The sequence below is a fragment of the Hyphomicrobium methylovorum genome (assembly GCF_013626205.1).
GTDB classification, from domain to species: Bacteria; Pseudomonadota; Alphaproteobacteria; order Rhizobiales; family Hyphomicrobiaceae; genus Hyphomicrobium_B; species Hyphomicrobium_B methylovorum.
The window spans coordinates 3,284,432-3,307,376 of sequence record NZ_QHJE01000001.1 but is presented as its reverse complement, the minus strand read 5'-3'; the positions used below and the strand labels follow the sequence as shown (position 1 = coordinate 3,307,376).

The 22,945-nt window shown below is 60.3% G+C and carries 26 protein-coding genes; 17 read left to right on the top strand and 9 right to left on the bottom strand.

What is annotated here, in order from left to right:
• Nucleotides 1–81: 81 nt before the first annotated feature.
• The gene (locus DLM45_RS15715; RefSeq protein WP_246317460.1) at nt 82–258 is read left to right on the top strand and encodes a hypothetical protein; all 177 of its coding nucleotides are present in this window, start codon (nt 82–84) and stop codon (nt 256–258) included.
• A gap of 78 nt (nt 259–336) precedes the next feature.
• Here DLM45_RS15715 and kdsA read toward each other — a convergent pair whose 3' ends face one another.
• Nucleotides 337–1,206, bottom strand: coding sequence for a 3-deoxy-8-phosphooctulonate synthase (gene kdsA / locus DLM45_RS15710; RefSeq protein WP_181338009.1), 870 nt, complete (start codon nt 1,204–1,206; stop codon nt 337–339).
• A gap of 152 nt (nt 1,207–1,358) precedes the next feature.
• Complete coding sequence (gene pqqA, locus DLM45_RS15705) at nt 1,359–1,448, bottom strand: pyrroloquinoline quinone precursor peptide PqqA (protein ID WP_015597947.1); 90 nt, start codon at nt 1,446–1,448, stop codon at nt 1,359–1,361.
• Nucleotides 1,449–1,792: 344 nt separating this feature from the next.
• Here pqqA and DLM45_RS15700 point away from each other — a divergent pair, with 344 nt between their 5' ends.
• Nucleotides 1,793–2,032, top strand: coding sequence for a hypothetical protein (locus DLM45_RS15700; RefSeq protein WP_181338008.1), 240 nt, complete (start codon nt 1,793–1,795; stop codon nt 2,030–2,032).
• 75 nt (nt 2,033–2,107) lie between these two features.
• Here the strand turns inward: DLM45_RS15700 and pyrG are convergent, their stop codons facing one another.
• The 4 genes from pyrG to tpiA form a co-directional block, all read right to left on the bottom strand.
• Nucleotides 2,108–3,736, bottom strand: coding sequence for a CTP synthase (pyrG, locus tag DLM45_RS15695; RefSeq protein ID WP_181338007.1), 1,629 nt, complete (start codon nt 3,734–3,736; stop codon nt 2,108–2,110).
• Between the two features lie 148 nt (nt 3,737–3,884).
• Nucleotides 3,885–4,271, bottom strand: a complete 387-nt coding sequence (gene secG / locus DLM45_RS15690) for a preprotein translocase subunit SecG (RefSeq protein WP_181338006.1) — start codon at nt 4,269–4,271, stop codon at nt 3,885–3,887.
• A gap of 131 nt (nt 4,272–4,402) precedes the next feature.
• Complete coding sequence (locus DLM45_RS15685; protein ID WP_246317456.1) at nt 4,403–5,059, bottom strand: hypothetical protein; 657 nt, start codon at nt 5,057–5,059, stop codon at nt 4,403–4,405.
• Nucleotides 5,059–5,835 carry a triose-phosphate isomerase gene (gene tpiA / locus DLM45_RS15680; RefSeq protein ID WP_181338004.1) on the bottom strand — a complete coding sequence of 259 codons (777 nt, stop codon included), beginning with the start codon at nt 5,833–5,835 and terminating at the stop codon, nt 5,059–5,061. The genes DLM45_RS15685 and tpiA overlap by 1 nt, the downstream gene beginning before the upstream one ends.
• Nucleotides 5,836–6,044: 209 nt before the next feature.
• Between tpiA and DLM45_RS15675 the strand changes: the two genes are divergently transcribed.
• Complete coding sequence (locus DLM45_RS15675) at nt 6,045–7,934, top strand: SurA N-terminal domain-containing protein (protein ID WP_181338003.1); 1,890 nt, start codon at nt 6,045–6,047, stop codon at nt 7,932–7,934.
• A gap of 70 nt (nt 7,935–8,004) precedes the next feature.
• On the top strand, nt 8,005–9,576 hold the full coding sequence (trpE, locus tag DLM45_RS15670; RefSeq protein WP_181338377.1) for an anthranilate synthase component I: 1,572 nt from the start codon (nt 8,005–8,007) through the stop codon (nt 9,574–9,576).
• Between the two features lie 2 nt (nt 9,577–9,578).
• On the opposite strand, the gene DLM45_RS15665 is transcribed toward trpE, so the two are convergent.
• Complete coding sequence (locus DLM45_RS15665; protein ID WP_181338002.1) at nt 9,579–9,998, bottom strand: hypothetical protein; 420 nt, start codon at nt 9,996–9,998, stop codon at nt 9,579–9,581.
• 107 nt (nt 9,999–10,105) lie between these two features.
• On the opposite strand from DLM45_RS15665, the gene DLM45_RS15660 reads away from it, so the two are divergent.
• From DLM45_RS15660 to DLM45_RS15630, 7 genes are all read left to right on the top strand, one after another.
• Nucleotides 10,106–10,624, top strand: a complete 519-nt coding sequence (locus DLM45_RS15660; RefSeq protein ID WP_181338001.1) for a SixA phosphatase family protein — start codon at nt 10,106–10,108, stop codon at nt 10,622–10,624.
• Nucleotides 10,625–10,729: 105 nt separating this feature from the next.
• The gene (locus DLM45_RS15655; protein ID WP_181338000.1) at nt 10,730–11,329 is read left to right on the top strand and encodes an anthranilate synthase component II; all 600 of its coding nucleotides are present in this window, start codon (nt 10,730–10,732) and stop codon (nt 11,327–11,329) included.
• Nucleotides 11,330–11,377: 48 nt separating this feature from the next.
• Nucleotides 11,378–12,376: an anthranilate phosphoribosyltransferase gene (gene trpD, locus DLM45_RS15650; RefSeq protein ID WP_181338375.1), complete on the top strand. Its 999-nt coding sequence runs from the start codon at nt 11,378–11,380 to the stop codon at nt 12,374–12,376.
• Between the two features lie 3 nt (nt 12,377–12,379).
• Complete coding sequence (gene trpC, locus DLM45_RS15645) at nt 12,380–13,183, top strand: indole-3-glycerol phosphate synthase TrpC (RefSeq protein ID WP_181337999.1); 804 nt, start codon at nt 12,380–12,382, stop codon at nt 13,181–13,183.
• Nucleotides 13,180–13,674, top strand: a complete 495-nt coding sequence (gene moaC, locus DLM45_RS15640) for a cyclic pyranopterin monophosphate synthase MoaC (protein ID WP_181337998.1) — start codon at nt 13,180–13,182, stop codon at nt 13,672–13,674. Before trpC ends, moaC begins: the two co-directional genes overlap by 4 nt.
• 4 nt (nt 13,675–13,678) lie before the next feature.
• Nucleotides 13,679–14,908 carry a molybdopterin molybdotransferase MoeA gene (locus DLM45_RS15635; RefSeq protein ID WP_181337997.1) on the top strand — a complete coding sequence of 410 codons (1,230 nt, stop codon included), beginning with the start codon at nt 13,679–13,681 and terminating at the stop codon, nt 14,906–14,908.
• Nucleotides 14,909–15,062: 154 nt separating this feature from the next.
• On the top strand, nt 15,063–15,335 hold the full coding sequence (locus DLM45_RS15630; protein WP_181337996.1) for a tyrosyl-tRNA synthetase: 273 nt from the start codon (nt 15,063–15,065) through the stop codon (nt 15,333–15,335).
• A 94-nt stretch (nt 15,336–15,429) separates the two neighbouring features.
• On the opposite strand, the gene efp is transcribed toward DLM45_RS15630, so the two are convergent.
• Nucleotides 15,430–15,999 (bottom strand): elongation factor P, encoded by a 570-nt coding sequence (efp, locus tag DLM45_RS15625; protein WP_181337995.1) that lies wholly within the window; start codon nt 15,997–15,999, stop codon nt 15,430–15,432.
• Between the two features lie 147 nt (nt 16,000–16,146).
• Between efp and epmA the strand changes: the two genes are divergently transcribed.
• Nucleotides 16,147–17,184, top strand: coding sequence for an EF-P lysine aminoacylase EpmA (gene epmA, locus DLM45_RS15620; protein WP_181337994.1), 1,038 nt, complete (start codon nt 16,147–16,149; stop codon nt 17,182–17,184).
• 5 nt (nt 17,185–17,189) lie between these two features.
• Nucleotides 17,190–18,260: a lysine-2,3-aminomutase-like protein gene (locus DLM45_RS15615; RefSeq protein WP_181337993.1), complete on the top strand. Its 1,071-nt coding sequence runs from the start codon at nt 17,190–17,192 to the stop codon at nt 18,258–18,260.
• A 34-nt stretch (nt 18,261–18,294) separates the two neighbouring features.
• Here the strand turns inward: DLM45_RS15615 and DLM45_RS16735 are convergent, their stop codons facing one another.
• Nucleotides 18,295–18,621: a DUF6980 family protein gene (locus DLM45_RS16735; RefSeq protein ID WP_425485237.1), complete on the bottom strand. Its 327-nt coding sequence runs from the start codon at nt 18,619–18,621 to the stop codon at nt 18,295–18,297.
• 265 nt (nt 18,622–18,886) lie between these two features.
• Here DLM45_RS16735 and DLM45_RS15610 point away from each other — a divergent pair, with 265 nt between their 5' ends.
• The 4 genes from DLM45_RS15610 (at nt 18,887) to DLM45_RS15595 (ending at nt 22,944) form a co-directional block, all read left to right on the top strand.
• On the top strand, nt 18,887–21,019 hold the full coding sequence (locus tag DLM45_RS15610) for a molybdopterin-containing oxidoreductase family protein (protein ID WP_181337992.1): 2,133 nt from the start codon (nt 18,887–18,889) through the stop codon (nt 21,017–21,019).
• A gap of 213 nt (nt 21,020–21,232) precedes the next feature.
• Entirely contained in the window at nt 21,233–21,616 is a 384-nt protein-coding gene (locus tag DLM45_RS15605; RefSeq protein ID WP_181337991.1) for a DUF3307 domain-containing protein, read from the top strand.
• A 132-nt stretch (nt 21,617–21,748) separates the two neighbouring features.
• The gene (locus DLM45_RS15600; RefSeq protein ID WP_181337990.1) at nt 21,749–22,306 is read left to right on the top strand and encodes a sigma-70 family RNA polymerase sigma factor; all 558 of its coding nucleotides are present in this window, start codon (nt 21,749–21,751) and stop codon (nt 22,304–22,306) included.
• Complete coding sequence (locus DLM45_RS15595; protein WP_181337989.1) at nt 22,303–22,944, top strand: NrsF family protein; 642 nt, start codon at nt 22,303–22,305, stop codon at nt 22,942–22,944. The genes DLM45_RS15600 and DLM45_RS15595 overlap by 4 nt, the downstream gene beginning before the upstream one ends.
• Nucleotide 22,945: the final 1 nt, after the last annotated feature.

The window sequence follows — 22,945 nt, the reverse complement described above, 5'->3', positions numbered from 1 at the left end:
TTTTGAGGTGGTCTGATGCAATACGAATTTGTTTCGCGTGCCCTTGCCTACGCTTCTTGCCTTTCAACTTTGAGCCTGCTGATGACGTCGATGGCAATTGCCGCTGTCAACGTTGGACACAGCTCGCCGCTGCGAACCGCAAATACACCGATCCCGATTGTCGGCGTCGTGGTGTCTGACGGTGGGCAGTACGGAAACCTCTCAAGCCGCTCCGCTATCGATACTCTGGCGGCACGACTCTGGTCTGCAAAGACCTGAGAGAAAGACGCTGTTCGCGGCAAGCGCGTCTCAGGGGGATGAGGCCGCAATCTGCGAAGAACAATCGAGACGCGCGGACTAACTGGCCAGGTCCGCGCCCTTGCTACCCTTCACGACGTTGTCGATCGCCTGCAGCTCTGCAATCAAACCTGCGAAGTTTTTGAGCGGCACCATATTGGGGCCGTCCGACGGTGCGTGATCGGGGTCCTGGTGCGTTTCGATGAAGAGGCCCGCGACACCCGCCGCCACGGCAGCCCGCGCGAGCACTGGAACGAAGCGCCTGTCGCCACCTGATGACGTCCCCTGCCCGCCCGGCTGCTGCACCGCATGCGTGGCATCGAAGATAACGGGCGCACCCGTCTCCGCCATTTGCGGCAGCGAACGCATGTCCACGACCAGCGTGTTGTAGCCAAAGCTCGAGCCTCGTTCCGTAACGAGGACGTTCGGATTGCCCGACCCAGTCACCTTGGCGACGACGTTCTTCATGTCCCAAGGCGCGAGGAACTGACCCTTCTTGATCTTGATCACGCGGCCGGTTTCAGCCGCCGCGATGAGCAGATCGGTCTGGCGGCAGAGAAATGCGGGAATTTGCAAAACGTCCGCAACTTCCGCCACGGGCGCGCACTGCGCCGTCTCATGAATATCGGTGACGATCGGTAGGTCGTAACGCTCGCGGATTTCGGCGAAGACCGGCAACGCCGCCTTCAACCCGATGCCGCGCCGTCCGGAAAGCGAGGTGCGGTTGGCCTTATCGAAGGATGATTTGTAGACGAGCCCGATCCCAAGCTTTTGTGAGATTTCTGCCAAAGCTGCCGCCATCTCAAGCGCATGCTCGCGGCTTTCCATTTGGCAGGGGCCTGCAAGGACGGCAATCGGCGCGTCGTTGGCGAAAAGTACCGAACCTGCGCGAACGCGCGAAGCAGGCTTTAAAGTTTCGTGCTGGGTCATCGGAGAATTATAGCGGCCTGAAAGCAGCACGGCGAGATCTTACAGCCGTTTCCCCCAACCCGCGTGAACATCCCAAAGCTTTTGAGAAATCCGAGCCCTGAAACAAAAACGGCGGCCCGAAGGCCGCCGTTTCCAATCCGAAGATTGAATTCTTAGATGAGATCGATCTCGGCCGGCAGATAGCTCGTAACTTCGAGACCGACTTCCTGTTCGCGAACTGCGGGTTTGGTCCAGACTTTCATGGTGTGTCCTCCTCCAAATTCGACAGGTTGCTCCTGTTGAGGAAGTAGATAGTTGGGCTACCGATAAAATTCCAATCTCATTTCGCTCTCACTTGGCAAACTTTTCGTGATCACGAAACGGTGAACTGTTATATCGTTTCGAAAGTGATTCAACGCCTTAGATCGTTGCTCTGTTCAATATCCTCTGCGTCTCGCGATCGAGTAGCTGAGCGATGATCGCACCGTAGGTTTCCACTCGCTGACGGTGCCAAATGGTCGGGATTGGATCAAATCTCGGCGGGCGTGCTATAAAAGCGATCTCAAGCCGCGACTCGGGGGCGGCGTCAAAAAAATGGGGATTTGAAATGTTTGAACAATATCCTTGGATCGAACCGGTATTGATCGGCGCACTCGTCGTGTTCGTACTCGATCTCATCGGCAATCTGATTTCGTTTTCGAACCGTTTCATGAACGCCCTCGCGACGGCAATCGTCTTCGCAGTCGTCTTTGGCGGATTGCTTTACAGCGGCGTGCTTCGTCTGGACGTCACGACGGTCGCCGCACCGCCGGCAGGCACGATGGCGCCAGCCACGACGACCCCCTGATATCGCCTGTCGAGATTGCAACGATGAATCCCGGCGCAACCCGCCGGGATTATTATGTGTCTGAAGCAGTTCGAATTAAACGAGCCGTGACTGCTCGACCGCCGCCGCGATGAAGCTCGCGAACAACGGATGCGGATCGAACGGACGTGACTTCAGCTCGGGGTGATACTGAACCCCGATGAACCACGGATGATCCGGATACTCGATCGTTTCCGGCAGCAGTCCATCCGGGGACAGACCAGCAAACATCAGACCCGCTTTTTCCAGCGCCGCGCGGTACCGCATGTTGACTTCGTACCGATGGCGATGGCGCTCCGATATGTGTTCGGAACCGTAGATCCCAGCGATCCGGCTTCCTGGCGCCAACGTCGAGTCATAGGCGCCGAGCCGCATCGTGCCGCCCAATTCGCCGCCCTGGCGACGCTCTTCAAGTTCGTTGCCGCGCATCCATTCCGTCATCATCGCGATGACAGGTTCAGACGTTTCGCCGAACTCAGTCGAACCAGCGTGCGGGAGACCGGCCAGATTGCGCGCCGCTTCGAGGCAGGCCATCTGCATGCCGAAGCAGATGCCGAAATACGGAACGCGCCGCTCGCGCGCGAATTTCACGGCCAGCACCTTGCCTTCAGAACCACGCTCGCCAAACCCGCCCGGCACGAGAATGCCGTTGACACCCTCAAGATACGGCGTTGCGTCTTCACGCTCGAAGATCTCGCTTTCGATCCACTCGAGCTTGACCTTCACGCGGTTCGCGATGCCGCCGTGAACGAGCGCCTCCATCAGCGACTTATACGCGTCCTTGAGGCCGGTATATTTGCCAACGATCGCAATCGTCACTTCGCCTTCCGGCTGGGCGATCCCGTGTGAAATCGTTTCCCAGCGTGTCAGGTCCGGCTTCGGCGCTCCGGTGATGCCGAACGCCGCCAGCACTTCCCGGTCGAGCCCCTCGCGGTGGTAGGCAAGCGGCACGTCATAGATCGAAGAGACGTCGAGTGCCTGAATGACGGCTTCCGGCCTGACGTTGCAGAACAGCGCAATCTTCTTGCGTTCCCCAACCGGAATTTCCCTGTCGGAGCGGCAAAGCAGAATGTCCGGCTGAATACCGATCGAGCGCAACTCCTTCACGGAGTGCTGCGTCGGCTTGGTCTTGAGTTCTCCGGCCGATGGAATGAACGGCATCAACGTCAGATGGATAAAGACGGACGCGCCGCGTGGCAGTTCATTGCCAAGCTGGCGGATGGCTTCGAAGAACGGAAGCCCTTCGATATCGCCAACCGTGCCGCCGATCTCGACGAGCACGAAATCGACGTCCTCATTCCCTGAAAGAACGAAGTTCTTGATGGCATCTGTCACGTGCGGAATCACCTGCACGGTGCCGCCCAGGAAATCTCCGCGCCGTTCCTTGGCGAGGATGTCCTGATAGATGCGACCCGTCGTGACGTTGTCCGACTGTTTCGCCGGAACGCCCGTGAAGCGCTCGTAGTGTCCAAGGTCGAGGTCGGTCTCCGCACCGTCATCGGTCACGAAAACTTCGCCGTGCTGATACGGGCTCATAGTGCCCGGATCGACGTTCAAGTAAGGATCAAGTTTTTTGAGCCTGACCGAATATCCGCGCGCCTGAAGAAGAGCGCCGAGGGCGGCGGATGCGAGTCCTTTACCGAGAGAGGAGACCACGCCGCCGGTGATGAAGATATACCGTTGCATGGGCTTTTGTTCTTACACAGCCAGCGCCGGATTCGAAGCGGCTTTTTTGCACTCTCACCACACGAAAACGTCGCAAGGTCCGTTTGGCGCGGGCCTTATGCGTTGCAGCTACGCCTCACACGTAGCTGCACCATCCTCGTAAGGGTCGTTATTGGTTCTGCGGAACGGCCGGGCCGCCCTGCTGCTGCAGCTTGTCGAGCACGCCGCCACGTCCTGCCGGTGCCTCGCCGCTGCCCGGCGTCGCCGGAGCGGTAACAGGCGGGCTGCCCGGATGCGTCGCATCAAACAGCGATCCCTGATTCGCGGCATTTCGCGCCAGAATCGTCAGCAGAATGCTGGTCAGAAAGAAGAGAGCGGCCAGTCCAGCCGTCATCCGCGTCAGCAGGTTCGCCGTTCCCCGGCCGGTCAGAAAGCCACCGCCTCCGCCGCCGCTGCCACCAATCCCCAGCGCGCCGCCTTCGGATTTCTGCATCAGCACGACGCACACCAGCGCCACGGAAATCATCAGGTGAATGATGAGGAGTACGGTAGCCATGATTTGGGAGTCCAAGCGTCCTTGCCGCGAAACGCCGGCACCCTAGTGCGCCGACACGCGAAGGCGGCCGTATACACCACCTTTTCCGAGCGGACCAGCCCTGCACCCAAGCACAAGGCAGCCCCGCCCAATTACCTGCCGCCTTCGACGTGCGGCAAAACGGTCATCTCGCCAAAACCGAATGCTGGCAGCTGGTCTTGCGCATCCGCAGCAGCGGTCTCCTGCGAAGGCCGGGGCGCCGGAGTCGCACGGCGCGGCGTGATCGGCCGAGCGTCAGCGTGCGGTTTTCCGGCCGCCGCGGGTGTGGGTGCAGGCTTCGGCGGATCGCCCGACCCTACATTGGGATCGGCCGGCTTAGCTTTCTTCGTGGCCTGCTTCTTCTGAGGCTTCTTCTTCTCTTTGTCCGATGCGTCAGCAGCGCCGGGCTTTGCCGGATCGACGGCGACGGGCACCAGCGGATCGGCATCCGAGTTGGCCTCGATCCGAGCCGCCGCCGCGCGAGCCTTTTCCGCCGCGAGCGAAGGCTTGGCATCGCGGCAGCCGAATTTCAGTTGTTCATCCAGCCTGATGTACTGCTCAACATCGCGCATCCGTGCCGGAGCGAGATTGGACTTGGCCCAGGCCACGCCCTTCTTCAAATCATCCGAAACGCCCGCATGCCGGAGCTTCGACTGCTCGGCCCGCAACTGCACGCAGGTCGCGTCGTCGATCTTCGCTTCCGTCGCATGAGCAACGGCCGTAGGACCGGCAACGAACAACAGAACGGCGAAACAGCGCGAAACGAGCATCATCCCCTCTGGTAGGCGCGAACTATGGCGAGAAAATCGCTGGCCTTCAGGCTAGCGCCCCCAACAAGCGCGCCGTTGACGTTGGCAATTGCCAGCAGTTCGCGTGCGTTATCGGGCTTCACTGAACCACCATAGAGGATTCGCATCGCCGCGCCTTCATCGCCAAACCTGTTGATGAGATCCGCGCGAATGGCTGCATGAACCTCCGCAACGTCTGCCGTGGATGGAACGAGGCCTGTGCCGATGGCCCAAACCGGTTCGTAAGCAACCACGGTATTGGCCGCTGTCGATGATTGCGGCAGCGAGTCTTTGAGTTGCCGCCCAGCCACTTTGATCGTCAAACCAGCGTCGCGTTCGCCGCGCGTCTCACCGATGCAGACGATAGCCGTCAAACCCGCGCGATGCGCCGCGCTGGCTTTCGCATTCACCACCGCACTCGATTCGCCATGATCCGACCGGCGCTCCGAATGCCCGACGATAACGGCCTCCGCGCCCGCATCTTTGAGCATCTCGGCCGAAACATCTCCTGTATGCGCACCGGAAACCTTCGGATGGCAATCCTGACCGGCGATGGCGATATCAGAGCCCGCCGCCACTGTGGAGAAAGCTGAAATCAGCGGTGCTGGCGGTGCGATCATGACGTCCGCCGGGATCGCTGGCTTTGCCTCCGACAGCGCACGTTTCACGGCTTCGACCTCTGCGGCGCTCGCCTTGACACCGTTCATCTTCCAGTTCCCAGCCACGAGCGGCCGAATATTCTTCGCTTGTCCTGCCATACCATCCCTTTAATCGTGCCGCCGGCCCGGTTTCTCGGGGTAAGCCCGTTCGCCGAGGCTGCCATTGCTGCACCCTTGCAATCCGCAGCCGCCTGCGCTTCATATCACGCTCGCGCGCCCCGTCACCTGGGGCGTTCACCAAATGAAGTCGTTTGACCGTGCGCCCGAACGGGCCCGTCACGCTTCCTTCAACGGGACATACGATCTCCATGCTCGAAGCACTAAGACGCGGCGCCCAGACACCGTTAGCTAAGGTGTTGTTCGGAATCCTCTGCTTCAGCTTCGCGATTTGGGGAGTCGCCGACGTATTTCACGGCTGGGGCACGGGCTCGGTCGCAAAGATCGGATCGACATCGATCACGACGGAAGAATTCCGGCAGTCCTACCAGCAGGAACTCGATCGTGTTTCGCGCCAGGCCAATCAGCGTTTGACCGCGGAACAAGGCCGCGCCTTCGGTCTCGACAGGCGTGTTGTTGCGCAGCTTGTTGCGGGTTCGGCCATCGAACAGAATGCTGAACAGCTTGGCCTCTCGCTGTCTGATAAAACGCTCGTCGACGGCATCCAGTCGGATCCGAATTTCCAGACTGACGGCAAGTTCAACCGCCTCGGTTTCGAAAACATGCTTCGCCAGATGGGCATGAGCGAGCAGCACTTCCTGAAGTTACGCCGCCAGGATGAACTGCGCGGCATGATCGTCGAATCCTTCCTCGCCGCACAGACGGTGCCAAAGCCGCTGTTCGACGCCATCCACGCGCACAATCAGGAAAAGCGCGTCCTCGAATGGCTCAAGATTGATCCGGAAGCCGTCACTGTGAAGGAGCCGGATCAGGCGGACTTGCAGAAGCGCTACGACGACAACAAAACGAAATATGAGACGCCGGAATACCGCAAGGTCCAGCTTCTCATGCTCACGCTCGACGATCTGAAAAAGCAGGTCGAAGTGAGCGACGACGAAATTACGAAGGCCTATGAGGCATCGAAATCAACGTACGATCAGCCCGAAAAGCGCCGCGTACAGCAGATCGCGTTCAAGGACACGGCGACGGCCGAAGCTGCGCTCAAAGCCCTTCGTGACGGCACGAAGTCGTTTGCCGACGTCGCCAAGGACGCTGGCGCCAAAGACACCGACGTCGACCTTGGCCTCGTGACGAAGTCTGCATTGATCGATCCGAAGATCGCTGACGTGGCGTTCTCGATCGAGAAGGATAAGTATTCCGATGTGGTGGAAGGCCGCTTCGCGACTGTCATCGTGCGCGTGACGCAGATCGAACCCGGCGTCACCCACACGCTCGCGGACGTGAAGGAAAAAGTTCGCGAAAAACTCGCAGCAGACAAGGCGAGCACCGGACTTCAGAACCGTCGCGACGACGTTGAAGACAACCGGCTTGCAGGCAAGACGCTGCAAGAAGTCGCCGATCAGCTGAAGCTGACGTTCAAGGAAATTCCAGCAGTCGACGCAACTGGCCTCGCCCCCGATGGCAAGCCCGTGCTGTTGAGCCCGGATCTTCAGAAAATCATCGCGCGCGTCTTCGCTCCGGAATCCAACAACGACGACACGGCGATCGATCTGACGGACGGCGGCGCTGCCTGGGTCAACGTCCTCTCGACCGAAGAACCCAAGCTGAAGCCGTTCGATACGGTCAAGGATCAGGTCAAAGAAGATTACATGAAGGCTGAAAGCCAGCGCCTCATTGGCGAGATGGCGAAGAAGATCACCGAGCGCGTCAACGCAGGTGAGCCGCTGAGCGCGTTCGAAGCCGAAGCGAAGAACAAGGTCGAAAAGACCGATCCGATCACGCGCAACACAGTGCCGCAAAGCATCTCGCAGTCGATGATGGAGCAGGCTTTCGCCACCGCCAAGGGCAAGGCCGGACATGGCCCTTCAAGCGACCGTTCGACGGACATCGTATTCCGTGTGGCGGAAGTCATTCCGGCAGCGGAAGCGACACTGACCGAAAAGGACGAGTTAAACCGCAGGCTCGAAGCGGAACTCGCAAACCAGTCGCTGACCGAATACACCGAGGGACTGAAGAAGCGTTACGGCGCATCGATCAATCAAGCGGAACTCAATTCCGCGATCGGGCTGGGCGGGGAGTAAGGCGAACGTGAAAACGCGCGCGCCGGAATCCCCCGCAGACATCGCAGCGGGATCATCAAAACGCGCGTCTGTGAACCAGCGCGCGGATGGCGAATTTTATCCGCCCTTCGAAGCGTTCGCGAAAACCTACGACGCAGGCACGCCCCAGGTTGTGTGGACGCGCCTCGTCGCTGATCTCGAAACGCCTGTCTCAGCCTATCTAAAACTGTGCGACCGTCGGCCGATGAGTTTCCTCCTCGAGTCGATCGAAGGCGGCGAAGCACGCGGACGCTATTCGGTCATCGGTTTCGCCCCGGACCTCATCTGGCAGGCCGTGGGAAACACAGCGAGCGTCAACCGCACGCCGCTCTCCGATCCCGCATCCTTCGTCCCCGACGATCAGCCCGCGCTCCAATCGCTGCGCGCGCTGCTGGACGAAAGCGCTATTCAGCTGCCGGATGCGCTGCCGCCGATGGCAGCAGGAATCTTCGGCTTCATGGGATACGACACCGTACGGCTGATCGAGAACCTGCCGGAAATGTCGCCCGATGCGCTCGGCGTTCCCGATTCCATTCTCATCCGCCCGACGCTGATGCTGATCTTCGACAACGTCCGGGACGAGATGATCCTCGTGAGCCCGGCGCGGCCGGACGCAACGACCAGTGCCGCCGAAGCCTATGAAAATGCGCTCGCGCGTCTCGATGCTGCCGTGCAAAGCCTCGACACGCCGCTGCCGCATGGCGCCTCGGCCACTGGCGCCGCCGTGGCTTTGCCGGAACCCAAATCGAATACAGCCGCTGCCGACTACTTGGCGATGGTCGATAAGGCGAAAGATTACATCCGCGCGGGCGACATCTTCCAGGTGGTGCTTTCGCAGCGCTTCTCCGCGCCCTTCGAGCTTCCGTCATTCGCACTCTATCGCTCGTTGCGTCGCCTCAACCCGTCGCCGTTCCTGTTCCATCTCGACTTCGGTGAGTTCCAGCTCGTTGGCTCGTCGCCTGAGATTCTTGTTCGCGTTCGCGACGGCGTCGTCACCATTCGCCCGATCGCCGGAACAACCCGCCGCGGTAGCAATGACGCTGAAGACAAGGCGCTCGCAACCGCTCTCCTCAACGATCCGAAAGAGCGCTCCGAGCACCTGATGCTGCTGGACCTCGGACGCAATGACGTTGGCCGCGTGTCCCTGCCCGGCACCGTCAGCGTCACCGACAAGTTCATCGTCGAACGCTACAGCCACGTGATGCACATCGTCTCGAATGTGATCGGCAATCTCGATTCCGAAAAATTCGATAGCATCGACGCGCTGATGGCAGGGTTTCCCGCTGGCACCGTTTCCGGCGCGCCGAAAGTCCGGGCCATGGAAATCATCGCCGAATTGGAAAAGGCCAAGCGCGGACCATACGCGGGTTGCGTCGGATATTTCTCCGCAGGCGGAGAGATGGACACTTGCATCGTGCTTCGCACCGCGATCCTGAAAGACGGCAAGATCCACATTCAAGCAGGCGCTGGCGTAGTGCACGACAGCATTCCCGAGAACGAACAGCAGGAATGCATCAATAAGGCGAAGGCCGTCGTGCGCGCAGCCGAAGAAGCCGTTCGCTTCGCCACGAACTCACGCAAGACAGATAGCTCCAGTGCCGGCAACGGCGGACCATTCGCCTGACCTCACGCCCGCTTTTTATCGCCTGCAATCGACTCAGAATTCCGCGGTGGCGGCGAACGCCTCGACCATGCGCGCTGCCACGGCGACCACTTCGGACGCCACAGCAAGCTGATGATGCTGTGCCACATCGCATAGATCGGAAACCAGAACAGCACACGTAACGGAGCAACTCCGAGCGCGAACGTAATGCGCCGTGCACGTTGCGAAGCAGCGGCTCCATATTTCGCAGTCCGCGCTTTCACCCATGCTGCGACGCGATCTCGTCCGAGCACACGCTCAGCGATTCTCAGAGCAACGAACGCGACAACGACGATCGGCAGAATCAGCCAGAAAGCGATCCAGAACAATTGCCAGATCACCCACACGGCGAGATTAAAAATAAAGCTGAGAATCCAAAAGACCGGCGCAAGCACATAATCCATGCATCACGAGCCTTATTTTGCGGCACTGCACAGCATCCAACCGCTTAACCTCAAGGGCGGTGTGCTATATGGTGCTGACTTCTGAAAATCACTAACGCCAGGTTCGAATGCTGTCCCTTGCACTTCTCCGTCATGCGAAGTCCACTTGGGACAATGCTGATCTCGATGACTTTGACCGTCCGCTGAACGATCGCGGACGTTCGGCGGCTCCACTGATGGGTGAAGTGCTCAAGAGTAGAGAATTCACACCTGAGGTCATTTTATGCTCGTCGGCGAAACGCACGCGCGAGACTCTGGATTTGTCGAATTTGGGCAAGTCCGCCGCCAACGTCGTTTATGACGATCAGTTGTATCTCACCGATACAGCCACCTTGTTGTCGCGCCTTCGCAGCGTCGACGCGGAGAATAAGGTGGTCCTGATGATTGGCCACAACCCGGGCCTTCACGGTCTCGCCCGGATGCTAGCAGGCACGGGCGACGCGAAGTCCATCTCGCGTCTGGAAGACAAATTTCCGACAGCCGCACTCGCCCTCTTCCGCTTCCCCCACTCGTCCTGGCGCGAAATCGCCCCGGCGACGGGCCATTTGGAAGCCTTCATCACGCCAAGGGACCGCGTAAACAGTTAAGTCCTCGGGCAGGCCCGACCGCGAGCACTATGCCCCCTGTCGCGCTGAGCAGCACTTCTGCTAGAACGGCTTCCGTGCGGCGACCCGATCGAGTAGAAGGCCAACATGCTGATCCTCATCGATAACTATGACAGCTTCACCTACAATCTCGTCCACTATCTGGGCGAGCTTGGAACCGAGAGCGTCGTCATCCGCAATGACAAAGTCTCGGTCGATGAAGTTCTGGAGAAAAAGCCGAAGGCCATCGTTCTCTCGCCTGGCCCCTGCACGCCGAACGAAGCGGGCGTTTGTCTCGATCTGATCAAAGTGGCAGCCGGAAAAATTCCACTCCTCGGCGTCTGTCTCGGCCACCAGGCGATTGGCCAGGCCTACGGCGGTAAAGTCGTCCGCGCGCCCTCGCCAATGCACGGCAAGCTCTCGACCATCACGCACACCGATCAGGGCATCTTCAAAGGCCTACCGAAGAAATTCGAAATTACGCGGTACCACTCGCTCATCGTCGAGCGCGCGTCGCTGCCGGATTGCCTTGAGGTGACGGCTGAAACAGATGACGGGATTATCATGGGCCTGCAGCACAAATCTCACCCCGTGCACGGTGTGCAGTTCCATCCAGAAAGCATCGCTTCCGAACAGGGACACGCTTTGCTCGCCAACTTCCTTTCGCTCGCAGGGTTCACACCCAAAAGCCGCAACAAGGCGGCTTGAACAGTGAGCGCACCCGTTCCCAATCCCGCCCGCGAGCTCAAGGCTCTGATGAATCGCATCGCCGATGGCGAGACGCTGGGCGAAGACGGCATGCAGTCGGCACTCGATCTCTTGATGTCCGGCATCGCCCCACCCGTTGCAATGGGCGCGTTCCTGATGGGGATGCGCGTTCGAGGCGAGACGACGGAAGAAATCACCGGCGCCGCCCGCTTCGTGCGCAGCCGCATGACAACGGTCGACGCGCCTCCGGGCGCCATCGACATCGTCGGCACCGGTGGCGACAGCCGCGGCACCTATAACGTGTCGACCTGCGCCGCAATCGTAGCCGCTGGCGCGGGCGCCATCATCGCCAAACACGGCAATCGCGCCGTGACATCGCTTTCCGGCGCATCCGACGTTCTGGCAGCGCTCGGCGTCAAACTCGATGTGCCGCCCGTCGTCGTCTCACGTGCCATCGCGGAGGCTGGTGTCGGCTTCCTGTGGGCCCCGCTTTATCATCCCGCATTCAAGACGTGGGCGCCGATCCGCGCCGATCTCGGATTGCGCACGATCCTCAATCTGCTCGGCCCGCTCTGCAATCCGGCAGGCGTCAAGCGTCAGGTGCTTGGCGTTTATGACAGGAAGCTCGTGCAGCCGATCGCGGAAGTTCTCCGCAAACTTGGTTCCGAGCATGCGTGGGTCGTGCACGGCGCGGACGGCATGGATGAATTGACGACAACAGGCGTCACGCACATCGCCGAGCTGAAGAACGGCGATCTCTACGCCTTCGATCTCACGCCCGAAGATACCGGCATCAAACGCAGCGACATCGCTGACCTCAAAGGCGGAGACGCGGCAACGAACGCCGCCGCAATCCACACGCTGTTGCAGGGTGAGCCGAGCGCTTATCGCGATATCGTCGTTTTGAACGCCGCAGCAGCGCTGGTGGTCGCGGGAACGGCAGACAGCCTGGCCGACGGCATGAAGCGCGCAGCCGATGCAATCGACAGCGGCCGCGCCGCGCGCGCGCTCGATCGTCTCGTCGCCGTCACCAACGATGAGGCGTGAGCCATGGCCGACATCCTCGACAAGATCACCGCCTATAAGCGCGAAGAAGTAGCGCGCGCGAAAACACTGAAGCCGCTGCGCGTCATCGCCGAGCACGCGCGCTCAGCCCCCCGCGTTCGGCCTTTTGCGGATGCGATTGCTGCGAAGCATGCCGACGGCCGTCCGGCCCTTATCGCAGAGATCAAGAAGGCGTCGCCCTCGAAAGGGCTGATCCGCACCGACTTCGATCCCCCGGCCCTCGCCCGCGCTTACGAAGCAGGCGGCGCCGCGTGTCTTTCGATCCTGACGGATACACCGTCGTTTCAAGGCGCCCCCGATTTTCTCACCGCCGCGCGCAAAGCAACGAACCTGCCGGTTCTGCGCAAGGACTTTATGATCGACACCTATCAGGTGCCGGAAGCGCGCGCCTGGGGCGCTGACTGTATCCTCATCATCCTTGCGGAAGTGGACGACGCGACCGCGCACGACCTCGCAAACGCCGCGAAAGATTGGGACATGGACGCCATCGCCGAAGTCCATGACGACGCCGAACTGGACCGCGCGCTGAAGCTCGATTGCCGCATGATCGGCATCAACAATCGCAATCTCAAGACGTTCGAAGTCAGCCTCGAGACAACCGAACGACTGGCCCCGCAAGTCCCTGCCGATCGCATCATCGTCGGCGAGAGCGGTATTTTCACGAACGCCGATCTGCAGCGTCTCGCGAAGTCTGGCGTGAATACATTCCTTGTCGGCGAGAGCCTGATGCGCCAGCCCGACGTCACGGCGGCAACGAAAGCGTTGCTCGGCAAAGAGAACCCAGAATGAGCAAGCTTTCGCATATCGGCGAGAAGGGCGAAGCGCGCATGGTCGACGTGTCGGAAAAATCCGCCACCGCACGCCGCGCCGTCGCCGAAGGTTTCATTTCCATGAGCGCCGAAACGCTGGCGCTGGTCGAAACGGGCGAAGCCAAGAAAGGCGACGTGATCGGGGCGGCGCGCATCGCTGGCATCATGGCCGCGAAACGCACGCACGAACTCATACCGCTTTGCCATCCGCTTGCGATCACCAAAGCGACGATCGACTTTACACCTACGCACGATCCGGTCGGTATTCACGTCGTGGCCGAAGTGAAAGTGAACGGACAAACTGGTGTCGAGATGGAAGCGCTGACGGCCGCGTCGGTTGCGTGCCTCACGCTCTATGACATGCTCAAAGCTGCCGATAAATCGATGGTCATCGGCAGCGTGCGTCTCCTGGAAAAAACGGGCGGCAAGTCGGGAACCTATTCAGTGACGGACCGGCAGAAGGACACTTAAGGCGATGGCACTTCTCCCCGTGGCCGACGCCCTCGCGCGCGTATTGGAAACCGCCGAAACGCTCGCCACTGAAAACGTGTCTCTTTCCAGCGCGCTCGGCCGCACACTCGCGGAACCTCTTGCAGCTCGCCTGACCAACCCGCCGTTCGACGCCTCCGCGATGGATGGCTACGCAGTCCGCGCCTCTGATGTCGCAAGCGTACCGGTGACACTCAAAGTCATCGGCGAAGCCGGTGCGGGACGACCGTTCACCGGCAACGTTGCCAATGGCGAAGCCGTTCGCATCTTCACGGGCGGCGCACTGCCGGAGGGCCTGGATACCGTTGTCATTCAGGAGAACACAGAGGCCAGCGGCAACGACATCACGATTCAGCAAACGGCGTCACGCAGAGAAAACGTCCGCCCGAAAGGTGAGGATTTCGCAGTCGGCAGACCGCTGCTGGAGCGAGGTCATCGCGTGACAGCGCGAGACATCCTGCTTGCAGCAGCAGCAGGACACGGCACGCTCCCTGTCGTCCGGCGGCCGATCGTTGCCCTGCTCGCAACCGGTGACGAGCTTGTCGAACCCGGCACGACGCCAAGCTATGGACAAATCCCGGCTTCGAATTCATTTGGCCTTGCAGCGGTCGCGGAAGCGGCTGGCGCAGAAGCCCGCATTCTTGGCATCGCCCGCGACTCCCACGCATCCCTCGCCGAAGCGCTTGAGCGAGCGGAAGGCGCAGACGTGTTGGTGACGATTGGCGGCGCGTCCGTCGGCGATCACGATCTCGTTCGCCCTGCGCTGGAAAAATCCGGCGCCGTTCTCCAATTCTACAAAATCGCAATGCGTCCGGGAAAGCCGATGTTCTTCGGCAAACGCCCTAAGGCGGCCACCGGAAACGGCGACGCAAGCAGCCAGATCTGCCTCGGCCTCCCCGGAAATCCGGTAGCCTCGCTCATCTGCGCGCGCGTGTTTCTCGTTCCTCTGATTGGTCGGCTGCTCGGCCGCGAGGTGCCGCTGGAAACGATTAGCGCAGTCATCGCCACGTCGCTGCCTCCAAATGGTCCGCGTGAGCACTATATGCGGGCGAAGCTCGATCGAACGGTTTCGCCTCCCCGCGCGACACCGTTTGGTAACCAGGATAGCGGCCTCGTTAGCTCACTTCAGCGGGCCGACTGCCTCGTAGTGGTTCCGGTCAATTCACCGGGAATGGCCGCGGGCAGTCCGATAACAGTTCTTAACCTCGATATATGAATTACCGAATTCGCAATTTCCCGCTCATGGGAAGTTCATCTTTTGCATTGCATGGTGAGTCCAATCCCTGCGTGCCATCGTTGCACCATCAATCAGTGGCATGAAGGGCTTCGAATCGCACGACCGGCGAACGCCGGCTAGACGGAGATCCATGATGCTGAAGAAAGTAATTCCTGCTGCGCTGGCCTCAATCATGGCGGTGTCTGCTCTCGTTCCCGCAACGACGACTCCGGCAGAAGCCCGCCGTGGCGGCGCCATCGTCGCCGGTGCGCTGATCGGCTTGACCGCTGGTGCCATCATCGCCAATTCCAGCCGCGCCGACGCCTACGAGCGTAGCCGCTGGCGCGATCGTTGCGACCGCTGGCACTATCGCTGCAACCGCGGCGACGACCGTGCTTGCTACGCGTTCGACAACAACTGCGGCTAAGCCACAGCGTCACGACATATGAAAAAACGCCGTCCGGATTATCCGGGCGGCGTTTTTGTTTCGTTGGAACTTCGAAGAAAGCTGAGCGCTTCGCTTAGTCTTTCGCGCGCTCGACGTAGGAGCCGTCTTCCGTCATCACGACGACGCGGGTGCCGGTTCCGATGTGCGGCGGCACCATCACGCGAGCGCCGTTCGACAGCTTCGCAGGCTTATACGACGACGACGCCGTCTGCCCCTTCACAACCGGATCGGCTTCGACGATCTCGAACGTCACGCGCTGCGGAAGCTCGACCGAGATTGGGTTGCCTTCGTGCAGCGAGACGAGGCACGTCATGCCTTCCTGCAACCATTGACCCTGATCGCCGATCACGTCACGCGGAATGGTGATCTGATCGAATGTTTCGGGCTGCATGAAGTTGTAGCCCATGTCGTCTTCGTAAAGATAATTGTAGTCCTTCTCGTCCAGGTAGGCGCGCTCAACCTGGTCGGTCGTCCGATAGCGTTCCACCACCTTGACGCCGTCTGCAATACGCCGCATCTCGAGATGCGTGACGGGCGTACCCTTGCCGGGATGAATGTTCTCGGCGTGCATGACGACCGCCAACCGGCCGTCCAGATCGAGCACGTTGCCTTTGCGCACCGAGCTTGCAATAACCTTCACCACCTAGCATCTCCGTAATAAAATCGGGTTCGCGCCGCCTTACCGAAATTGAACGGCAGGCACACTCCGGGAATTCGGTCGCGTCTCCTTACCTGCTTAGCTTCTCTTCGCCAAGTGCGGCAACGGTACTCAAAAGCCCAATAATCAGCCATGTCGCAACCCTCCCCCTGGTGGAAGCCCGGCCGGCACTCCGATCGTAGACCGTTTCTGACGGCCCGAGGACGGATCAAGACGGCAATCCGAGACTGGTTCCTGGCAGAAGGCTTCCAGGAGGTGGAACCCGGCTGTCTGCAAGTCTCACCCGGCAATGAGACCCATCTCCACGCCTTCCGGACGGAGCTCGTGGGAACAGACCTCCAGCGCCGCGATCGCTATCTCCACACCTCGCCCGAATTCGCCATGAAGAAACTTCTGGCCGCTGGCGAAACCAAAATTTTTGCGTTCGCACCTGTCTTCCGCAATCGCGAGCGCGGCGCACTCCACGCACCGGAATTCACGATGCTCGAATGGTATCGCGTGGACGAACCCTACGAAACCCTTTGGGCTGATTGCGACGCGATCGTCAAAATTGCCGCGAAATCCACCGGGCACACGCCATGGACGTTTCGCGGCAAGACCTGCGATCCGCTCGCCCTCTATGATTGGACGACGCTCTATCAGGCATTCGCGCAGTTTGTGGAGATACCTCTGCACGAAGCGATGGGCGATCGCGATGCGCTGGCGCGCCTTGCAGAAGCGCAGAATATACGCACCGCGCCCGACGACACTTGGTCGGATGTTTTCAGTCGCGTGTTGACGGAAAAGATAGAACCGTGGCTCGGCCTCTATCGCCCCGAAGTGTTGTGCCGATACCCGATTGAAGAAGCCGCGCTCGCTCGCCCCGATCCCGAAGACCCGCTCGTCGCGGAACGCTTCGAGTTGTATTGCTGTGGCGTCGAACTGGCGAACGGCTTCGGCGAATTGACGGACGCAGCCGAGCAGCGCCGCCGCTTCGAAGAGCAAATGGCCGCGAAGGAACGGATCTACGGCGAGCGCATTCCCATCGATGAGGACTTCCTCGCCGCATTGGCAGAAATGCCGCCTGCCTGCGGTTGCGCCCTCGGTTTCGATCGGCTCGTGATGCTGGCAACCGGAGCCGAGCGTGTCGATCAGGTGATCTGGACACCGATGGAAGGCGAGACCAGATAACGCCCATGTCGCGCCATGCGGGAAAAATAACGACTGTCGGCGATCTCGTTGCGCGAGGACTCGCAGCAGAGGCGCAGCGCTCGGACCTTGAAGCCGTCGCGTCGCGCTACGCCGTCGCGTTAACACCCGAACTCGCGCACCTGATCAACCCAGATGATCCGACCGATCCGATCGCACGCCAGTTCGTGCCGGACATCCGCGAACTTGAAACACACCCAGCCGAGCTCGGAGACCCAATCGGTGACCGCATCAAAAGTCCGGCGCCGGGCGTGGTGCACCGTTATCCAGACCGCGTGCTGCTAAAAATCGCCAGCGTATGCCCGGTCTACTGCCGCTTCTGTTTCCGCAGGGAAATGGTTGGCCCCGAGAATGGCGAAGCATTGTCGGCCACCGACTTCAAAGCCGCACTCGCTTATATCGGCGCGAACCCCGGCATTTGGGAAGTCATCCTGACCGGCGGCGATCCATTCGTTCTGTCGCCCCGCCGCATACGCGAGGCAACCGAAGCGCTCTCACATATCGGCCACGTCAAAGTTCTGCGCTGGCATACGCGCGTTCCGGTCGTCGATTCCGGACGGATCACGCCGGAGTTCATCTCCGCACTCAAGGCGACGCAACAGACTGTGTTTGTCGGCCTGCACGTCAACCATCCGCACGAGCTGACACCCAAGGCACGCGTCGCAATCGCCTCTCTGGTCGATGCGGGGCTTCCGATGGTGAGCCAGACCGTTCTGCTGCGCGGCGTGAATGACGACGCCAACACGCTCGAAGCATTGATGCGTGCGCTGGTCGAGCTACGCGTCAAACCCTATTACCTGCACCACGGAGATCTGGCTCCCGGCACAGCACACTTCCGCACGACGGTAGAGCAAGGGCAGGACCTCATGCGGGAACTTCGCCGCCGCCTCTCTGGCCTCGCGCTGCCGACGTATGTGCTCGATATCCCGGGCGCGCACGGCAAGGTGCCGTTGGAGCGCTATGTGACGCCAACAGGTGACGGCAAATATGCCGTCACCGATTCACGCGGCGACATTCACGATTATGACGATTGTTGCGCGGCGCCAGATACGCCCTGAACCGGTCGTCCATCGATTAACAAGTGCTGACGGACTATCGCGCACCTCGCCGCCATGCCGACGTGAGATATTCCCGCGGAGGCTCCTCGCCATCTGCGAGGTTCAAGGCATCAACGGCGTCGAACCATTTGTCCCGCGCGCTCTCGGGCAATCGCGTTCCACACCACGGACACGCGTCAATCAACAGATACGATGCCGAACCATCGTGAATAACGATGCCATATTCGTCCAATATGTCATTGTAGATTAGCAAGGCATCCGGACAATCGAATGGGTCGGGATGCTGATCGCACGAAAACTGTAGCGCCATCGTCATTGAAGCACAGCAATGATGGGAATTGGCGGGCGGAAGTGTCCACACTGTTTCCAGGGGAAACCAAAGCACTCTCCGGTTTGCATATAGTGCTTTTGTCACTCGCGTCTCCAAGCCCGACTATAAGTCGGGATATTTAGCTATCCAATTGAACTAAGGCTCAAGTTTCCTCCAGCGAGTTCGCAAGGCATGATTTATCTACCATGCTGCATCGCGAAATCAGCCATTGTTTCGATTGGATTATCGCGTAGTCCAGTGTCAAACTGAATCATAGAAAACCCGGAACAATCGGGGCCGCAGTCGGAGGAAGATGATGAATGAACAATTGAAGCGCGAGAAGTTTTTTGGGGCGTGTCCGCACGATTGCCCCGACACCTGCTCGATGGTCTATGAAGTGGTCGACGGTCGGCTGGCAGAGGTTCGCGGCAACAAAGACCACCCGATGACGCGCGGCGGCCTTTGCGTGAAGGTCAAGGATTTCGCCGAGCACCACGCCAATCCTGATCGCTTAATGTATCCGCTTCGGCGCAGCGGCCCAAAAGGTTCCAACCAGTTCGAGCAAATCACGTGGGATGAAGCCATCTCCGAGATCGGCGAACGTTGGCGCGAGATCATCGCCACCTATGGCAGCCAGGCAATCATGCCTTACAGCTACCTGGGCAACATGGGCCTCGTGCAGGGGATCAACTCCGGCGATCCCTTTTTCAATCGCCTCGGAAGCACGGTGAACGAAAAGACGTTCTGCGCTTCGGGGTCATCGACAGCGTGGCTCCTCACCGTCGGACCGACGGGCGGTGTCGATCCCGAAAGCTTCGTCCATTCGAAATACATCGTCATCTGGGCCTGCAATTCGATCTCGACGAACCTGCATCACTGGCCGTTCGTGCTCGAGGCGCAGAAGCGCGGCGCGAAGGTCGTCGTCATCGACTCGTTCAAATCCCGCACCGCGAAAGCTGGCGACTGGCACATCTGTCCGAAGCCCGGCACCGATAGCGCGCTGGCAATGGGCGTCATCAATTCGATCATCGCGCAGGGCCTCGTCGATCAGGATTACGTAGATAAGTACACCCACGGTTATCCGGAGCTGAAAGAGCGCGCTGCCGAATTCACGCCCGAGTATGTGGAAGGCATCACCGGCGTCAAAGCGGCCGATATCGAAACGTTCGCGCGAGAGTTCGCAACAGCTCAGCCGTCGGTCATCCGCATCGGCGTTGCGCTCGAACGGAGCGCTGGTGGCGGTCAGGCGATCCGCGCAGTTTGCTGCCTCCCCGCGCTCGTCGGTTCATGGCGCCATGTCGGCGGCGGCCTTTTGCAGATGCCGCTCTGGGATTTCCCTGTCGATTGGGCCAAGGCCGCAAGACCGGACTGGATCAAACCCGGCACCCGCGTCGTCAATAACCTGAGGCTTGGCGCGGCGCTCACCGGAGAAATGAAGCTCGATCCGCCGATCAAGAGCCTATTCGTATTCTGCACCAACCCCGTGTCACAGGCGCCCGAAACGAACAAGATCGTGCAAGGCCTTCAGCGCGAGGATCTCTTCACCGTCGTCGCCGAGCACTTCCTGACCGACACGGCAAAATATGCCGACATCGTTCTCCCCGCGGCGATGGCGGGCGAAGCCGAAGACATGATGTGGTCGTGGGGTCATTTCTATTTCACCTATAACCAGAAGGCGATTGACCCGCCGGGCGAATGCCGCCCCACGAGCGACATGTGGCGGTTGCTGGCGAAAGAGATGGGCTTCGACGACCCGGTCTTCAAAATGACCGACAGCGAACTCTGCGCCGAATACATCAACTGGGCCGACCCGAAGATGGGCGGCGTCGACATGGAGCACTTCAAAACCCACGGCTACTACAAGATCGAAGTGGGTTCGGCCGACACGCGCACGCCGCATGCTGAAGGCAAATTCCCGACGCCATCAGGCAAGGTCGAGTTCCTGCTGCACGACGCAAAGAACTTCGTCGCAGGACCGTTCCGCGCCATGTACGACGGCGAACAGTCGGGCGAGCCCGTCGATCCGCTGCCGGGATTCGTTCCGGCACGCGAACGACCCGAGACGAACCCCGAGCGCGCCAAGCTCTACTCGCTCAATATCATCTCGCCGAAGAGCCACGCATTCCTGAACTCGTGCTACGCCAACGAACCGCACAAGGTCAAAGTTCAGGGCGATCAATACGTCATGATCTCACCGAGTGACGCAACACGGCGCATGATCCGCGAAGGCGATCCGGTGCGTGTCTATAACGATCGCGGTGACTTCGAAGGCGTCGCGCGCGTAACGGACGACGTGCCGGATGGCGTCGTGGTGGCGACGCTGGGCTACTGGCGGTCGCTCAATCGCTCGGATGGCTCGGTCAATTCCATTTCGTCGGACGCGTGGTGCGGATTAGGCCGCGCGCCGACGTTCTCGGACAACCTTGTTGAGGTTCAGCGGGTGAACTGACCCGCAGGAAAAGTCTCAGAGACCGCGGCCGGTTGGCTGCGGTCTCTTCCGATGCACCACACGCTACCGAGCTGGCCCGCGGAGGCTGTTCCCCAGGGAACAGCGCGGCAACCGCCCTCCACGCCAGCATCCGGCTTGGACAGCCCATATTGCCCGTTATATTGGCCGTCAGGATCACAATCGCCCGGCGTGTTTCGGGCAGGACACCCTCCGATGACGCCAGCACACGCGGCCCTCGCCGCCATGGCCTACCTGCTCGTCAAGCATGCCGTCGCGGATTTCCTGCTACAGACGGAGGCGATCTATCGCCAGAAGGGCATCTATGGCGCGCCCGGCGGCCTGGTTCACGCCTTCATCCATGTCGCGCTGACTGCACCGATATTCGTGCTCTGGCCGGGCGGCGGCGTGGCGTTGGCTGTCGCCATCCTCGTCGCCGAATTCATTGTCCATTATCATATCGACTGGCTGAAGGAGCGGATTGTCCGCAGCAACGGTTGGAAAGCCAGCGATCCCCAATACTGGCACGCGTTAGGCCTGGACCAGTTGCTCCATGGCCTGACCTACGTTGCCATCCTATGGACCTGGCTGCCTCCCTGAATCCGGCTACACTGGGGCGTCTGGCTTGCGATCTGCGCCCCACTGCCCTAATCGGATTTGCAGCAAAGCCACACTTTAGTCACCCTCTGTAACATTTCCCTCGTAGCCGGCGAACTCTTGGAAGGCTCGACTGTGGATCGAAAGGCGCGTGACAACGAACGGGCGGACCTGATGCGGGCAGCGCTCGCCGGGGATGAGAACGCCTATCGCGCGCTTTTGAGTGACCTGTCGCAATTCCTGCGCGCCGTCGTTCGTCGGGGCTTCTCCGGCTTCTCTGGCGCACCGAATGACTTTGAGGATGTGGTGCAAGACGTGCTGCTGGCTATTCATCTCAAACGGCATACTTGGGACCCGACGTTGCCGCTCGGGCCCTGGGTGCTCGCGATCGCGCGCAACAAGATGATCGATGCAGCGCGCCGACGTGGCCGTCGTCCGGAAGTGACGATCGATCTGAGCGAATTCGAAATCGAGGGCGACAACCAGCAGGCCGCGATAGACGCCTATGACGTCACGCGCGTGCTCGACCGTCTTTCCGAACGCAATCGCGACATCGTCCGCGCCATCAGCATTGACGGGCAAACCGCGCGTGATGTCGCCGAACGACTTGGCATGACAGAAGTTGCCGTCCGCGTTGCGTTACATCGCAGCCTGAAACAGCTCGCCGAAACCTATGCGGAGCCATCGAAATGAGGACCGACGACCTCATCAATGCACTTGCTGCCGATACCAAAAGCGTCCAGCAACCTATCGGCCGCACCGTGACGCTTGCAGTCGTCGCCGCGTCCCTCGCTACTCTTGTGCTCTTCCTCTCGCTGATCGGCGCACGTCCTGATTTTTCGACGGCTGCTTCAACGTCTCCGCGCTTTCTGTTCAAGTTCGTGGTGACGCTGAGCCTCGCAGTTCCCGCATTCCTGCTTGCGCGGGCCATTTCGCGGCCCGACTTCACACCGAACGCGCGGTTGCTTTGGCTCGCACTCGCCCCTGCTCTTCTCCTGGCCGGAACCATTCTGGAAATGACGTTGGTTCCGAAGACGGAATGGCACACGCGGATGGAAGGCCATAACTCGATCACCTGCATGGTTCTTATTCCGATGCTGGCGCTCGTGCCGTTTGCTGCGATTTTCTACGCGCTGAAATCGGGCGCACCCGCAAACTCGTCGATGGCAGGCGCAATCGCCGGTCTTCTGGCGGGAGGCATCGCAGCAACGCTCTATGCATCCCACTGCACGGACGACAGTCCCATGTTCGTCGCCGCGTGGTATCCATTCGGCATCGTCTTGATGACCATTCTAGGAACGCTGCTGGGCAAACGCTTCCTGCGCTGGTAGC

Excerpts from the sequence above, each read along its gene's own strand:
- DLM45_RS15630 (WP_181337996.1), top strand. The coding sequence starts at position 15,063 with ATGCTGAAGAAAGTAATTCCTGCTGCGCTGGCCTCAATCATGGCGGTG.
- DLM45_RS15605 (WP_181337991.1), top strand. The coding sequence starts at position 21,233 with ATGACGCCAGCACACGCGGCCCTCGCCGCCATGGCCTACCTGCTCGTC.
- DLM45_RS15715 (WP_246317460.1), top strand. The coding sequence starts at position 82 with ATGACGTCGATGGCAATTGCCGCTGTCAACGTTGGACACAGCTCGCCG.
- DLM45_RS15700 (WP_181338008.1), top strand. The coding sequence starts at position 1,793 with ATGTTTGAACAATATCCTTGGATCGAACCGGTATTGATCGGCGCACTC.
- DLM45_RS15595 (WP_181337989.1), top strand. The coding sequence starts at position 22,303 with ATGAGGACCGACGACCTCATCAATGCACTTGCTGCCGATACCAAAAGC.
- pqqA (WP_015597947.1), bottom strand. The coding sequence starts at position 1,448 with ATGAAAGTCTGGACCAAACCCGCAGTTCGCGAACAGGAAGTCGGTCTC.
- trpC (WP_181337999.1), top strand. The coding sequence starts at position 12,380 with ATGGCCGACATCCTCGACAAGATCACCGCCTATAAGCGCGAAGAAGTA.
- DLM45_RS15610 (WP_181337992.1), top strand. The coding sequence starts at position 18,887 with ATGAATGAACAATTGAAGCGCGAGAAGTTTTTTGGGGCGTGTCCGCAC.
- pyrG (WP_181338007.1), bottom strand. The coding sequence starts at position 3,736 with ATGCAACGGTATATCTTCATCACCGGCGGCGTGGTCTCCTCTCTCGGT.
- moaC (WP_181337998.1), top strand. The coding sequence starts at position 13,180 with ATGAGCAAGCTTTCGCATATCGGCGAGAAGGGCGAAGCGCGCATGGTC.
- DLM45_RS15685 (WP_246317456.1), bottom strand. The coding sequence starts at position 5,059 with ATGCTCGTTTCGCGCTGTTTCGCCGTTCTGTTGTTCGTTGCCGGTCCT.
- trpD (WP_181338375.1), top strand. The coding sequence starts at position 11,378 with ATGAATCGCATCGCCGATGGCGAGACGCTGGGCGAAGACGGCATGCAG.
- DLM45_RS15665 (WP_181338002.1), bottom strand. The coding sequence starts at position 9,998 with ATGGATTATGTGCTTGCGCCGGTCTTTTGGATTCTCAGCTTTATTTTT.
- kdsA (WP_181338009.1), bottom strand. The coding sequence starts at position 1,206 with ATGACCCAGCACGAAACTTTAAAGCCTGCTTCGCGCGTTCGCGCAGGT.
- secG (WP_181338006.1), bottom strand. The coding sequence starts at position 4,271 with ATGGCTACCGTACTCCTCATCATTCACCTGATGATTTCCGTGGCGCTG.
- DLM45_RS15615 (WP_181337993.1), top strand. The coding sequence starts at position 17,190 with ATGTCGCGCCATGCGGGAAAAATAACGACTGTCGGCGATCTCGTTGCG.
- DLM45_RS15655 (WP_181338000.1), top strand. The coding sequence starts at position 10,730 with ATGCTGATCCTCATCGATAACTATGACAGCTTCACCTACAATCTCGTC.
- epmA (WP_181337994.1), top strand. The coding sequence starts at position 16,147 with ATGTCGCAACCCTCCCCCTGGTGGAAGCCCGGCCGGCACTCCGATCGT.
- DLM45_RS15660 (WP_181338001.1), top strand. The coding sequence starts at position 10,106 with ATGCTGTCCCTTGCACTTCTCCGTCATGCGAAGTCCACTTGGGACAAT.
- tpiA (WP_181338004.1), bottom strand. The coding sequence starts at position 5,835 with ATGGCAGGACAAGCGAAGAATATTCGGCCGCTCGTGGCTGGGAACTGG.
- DLM45_RS15675 (WP_181338003.1), top strand. The coding sequence starts at position 6,045 with ATGCTCGAAGCACTAAGACGCGGCGCCCAGACACCGTTAGCTAAGGTG.
- DLM45_RS15635 (WP_181337997.1), top strand. The coding sequence starts at position 13,679 with ATGGCACTTCTCCCCGTGGCCGACGCCCTCGCGCGCGTATTGGAAACC.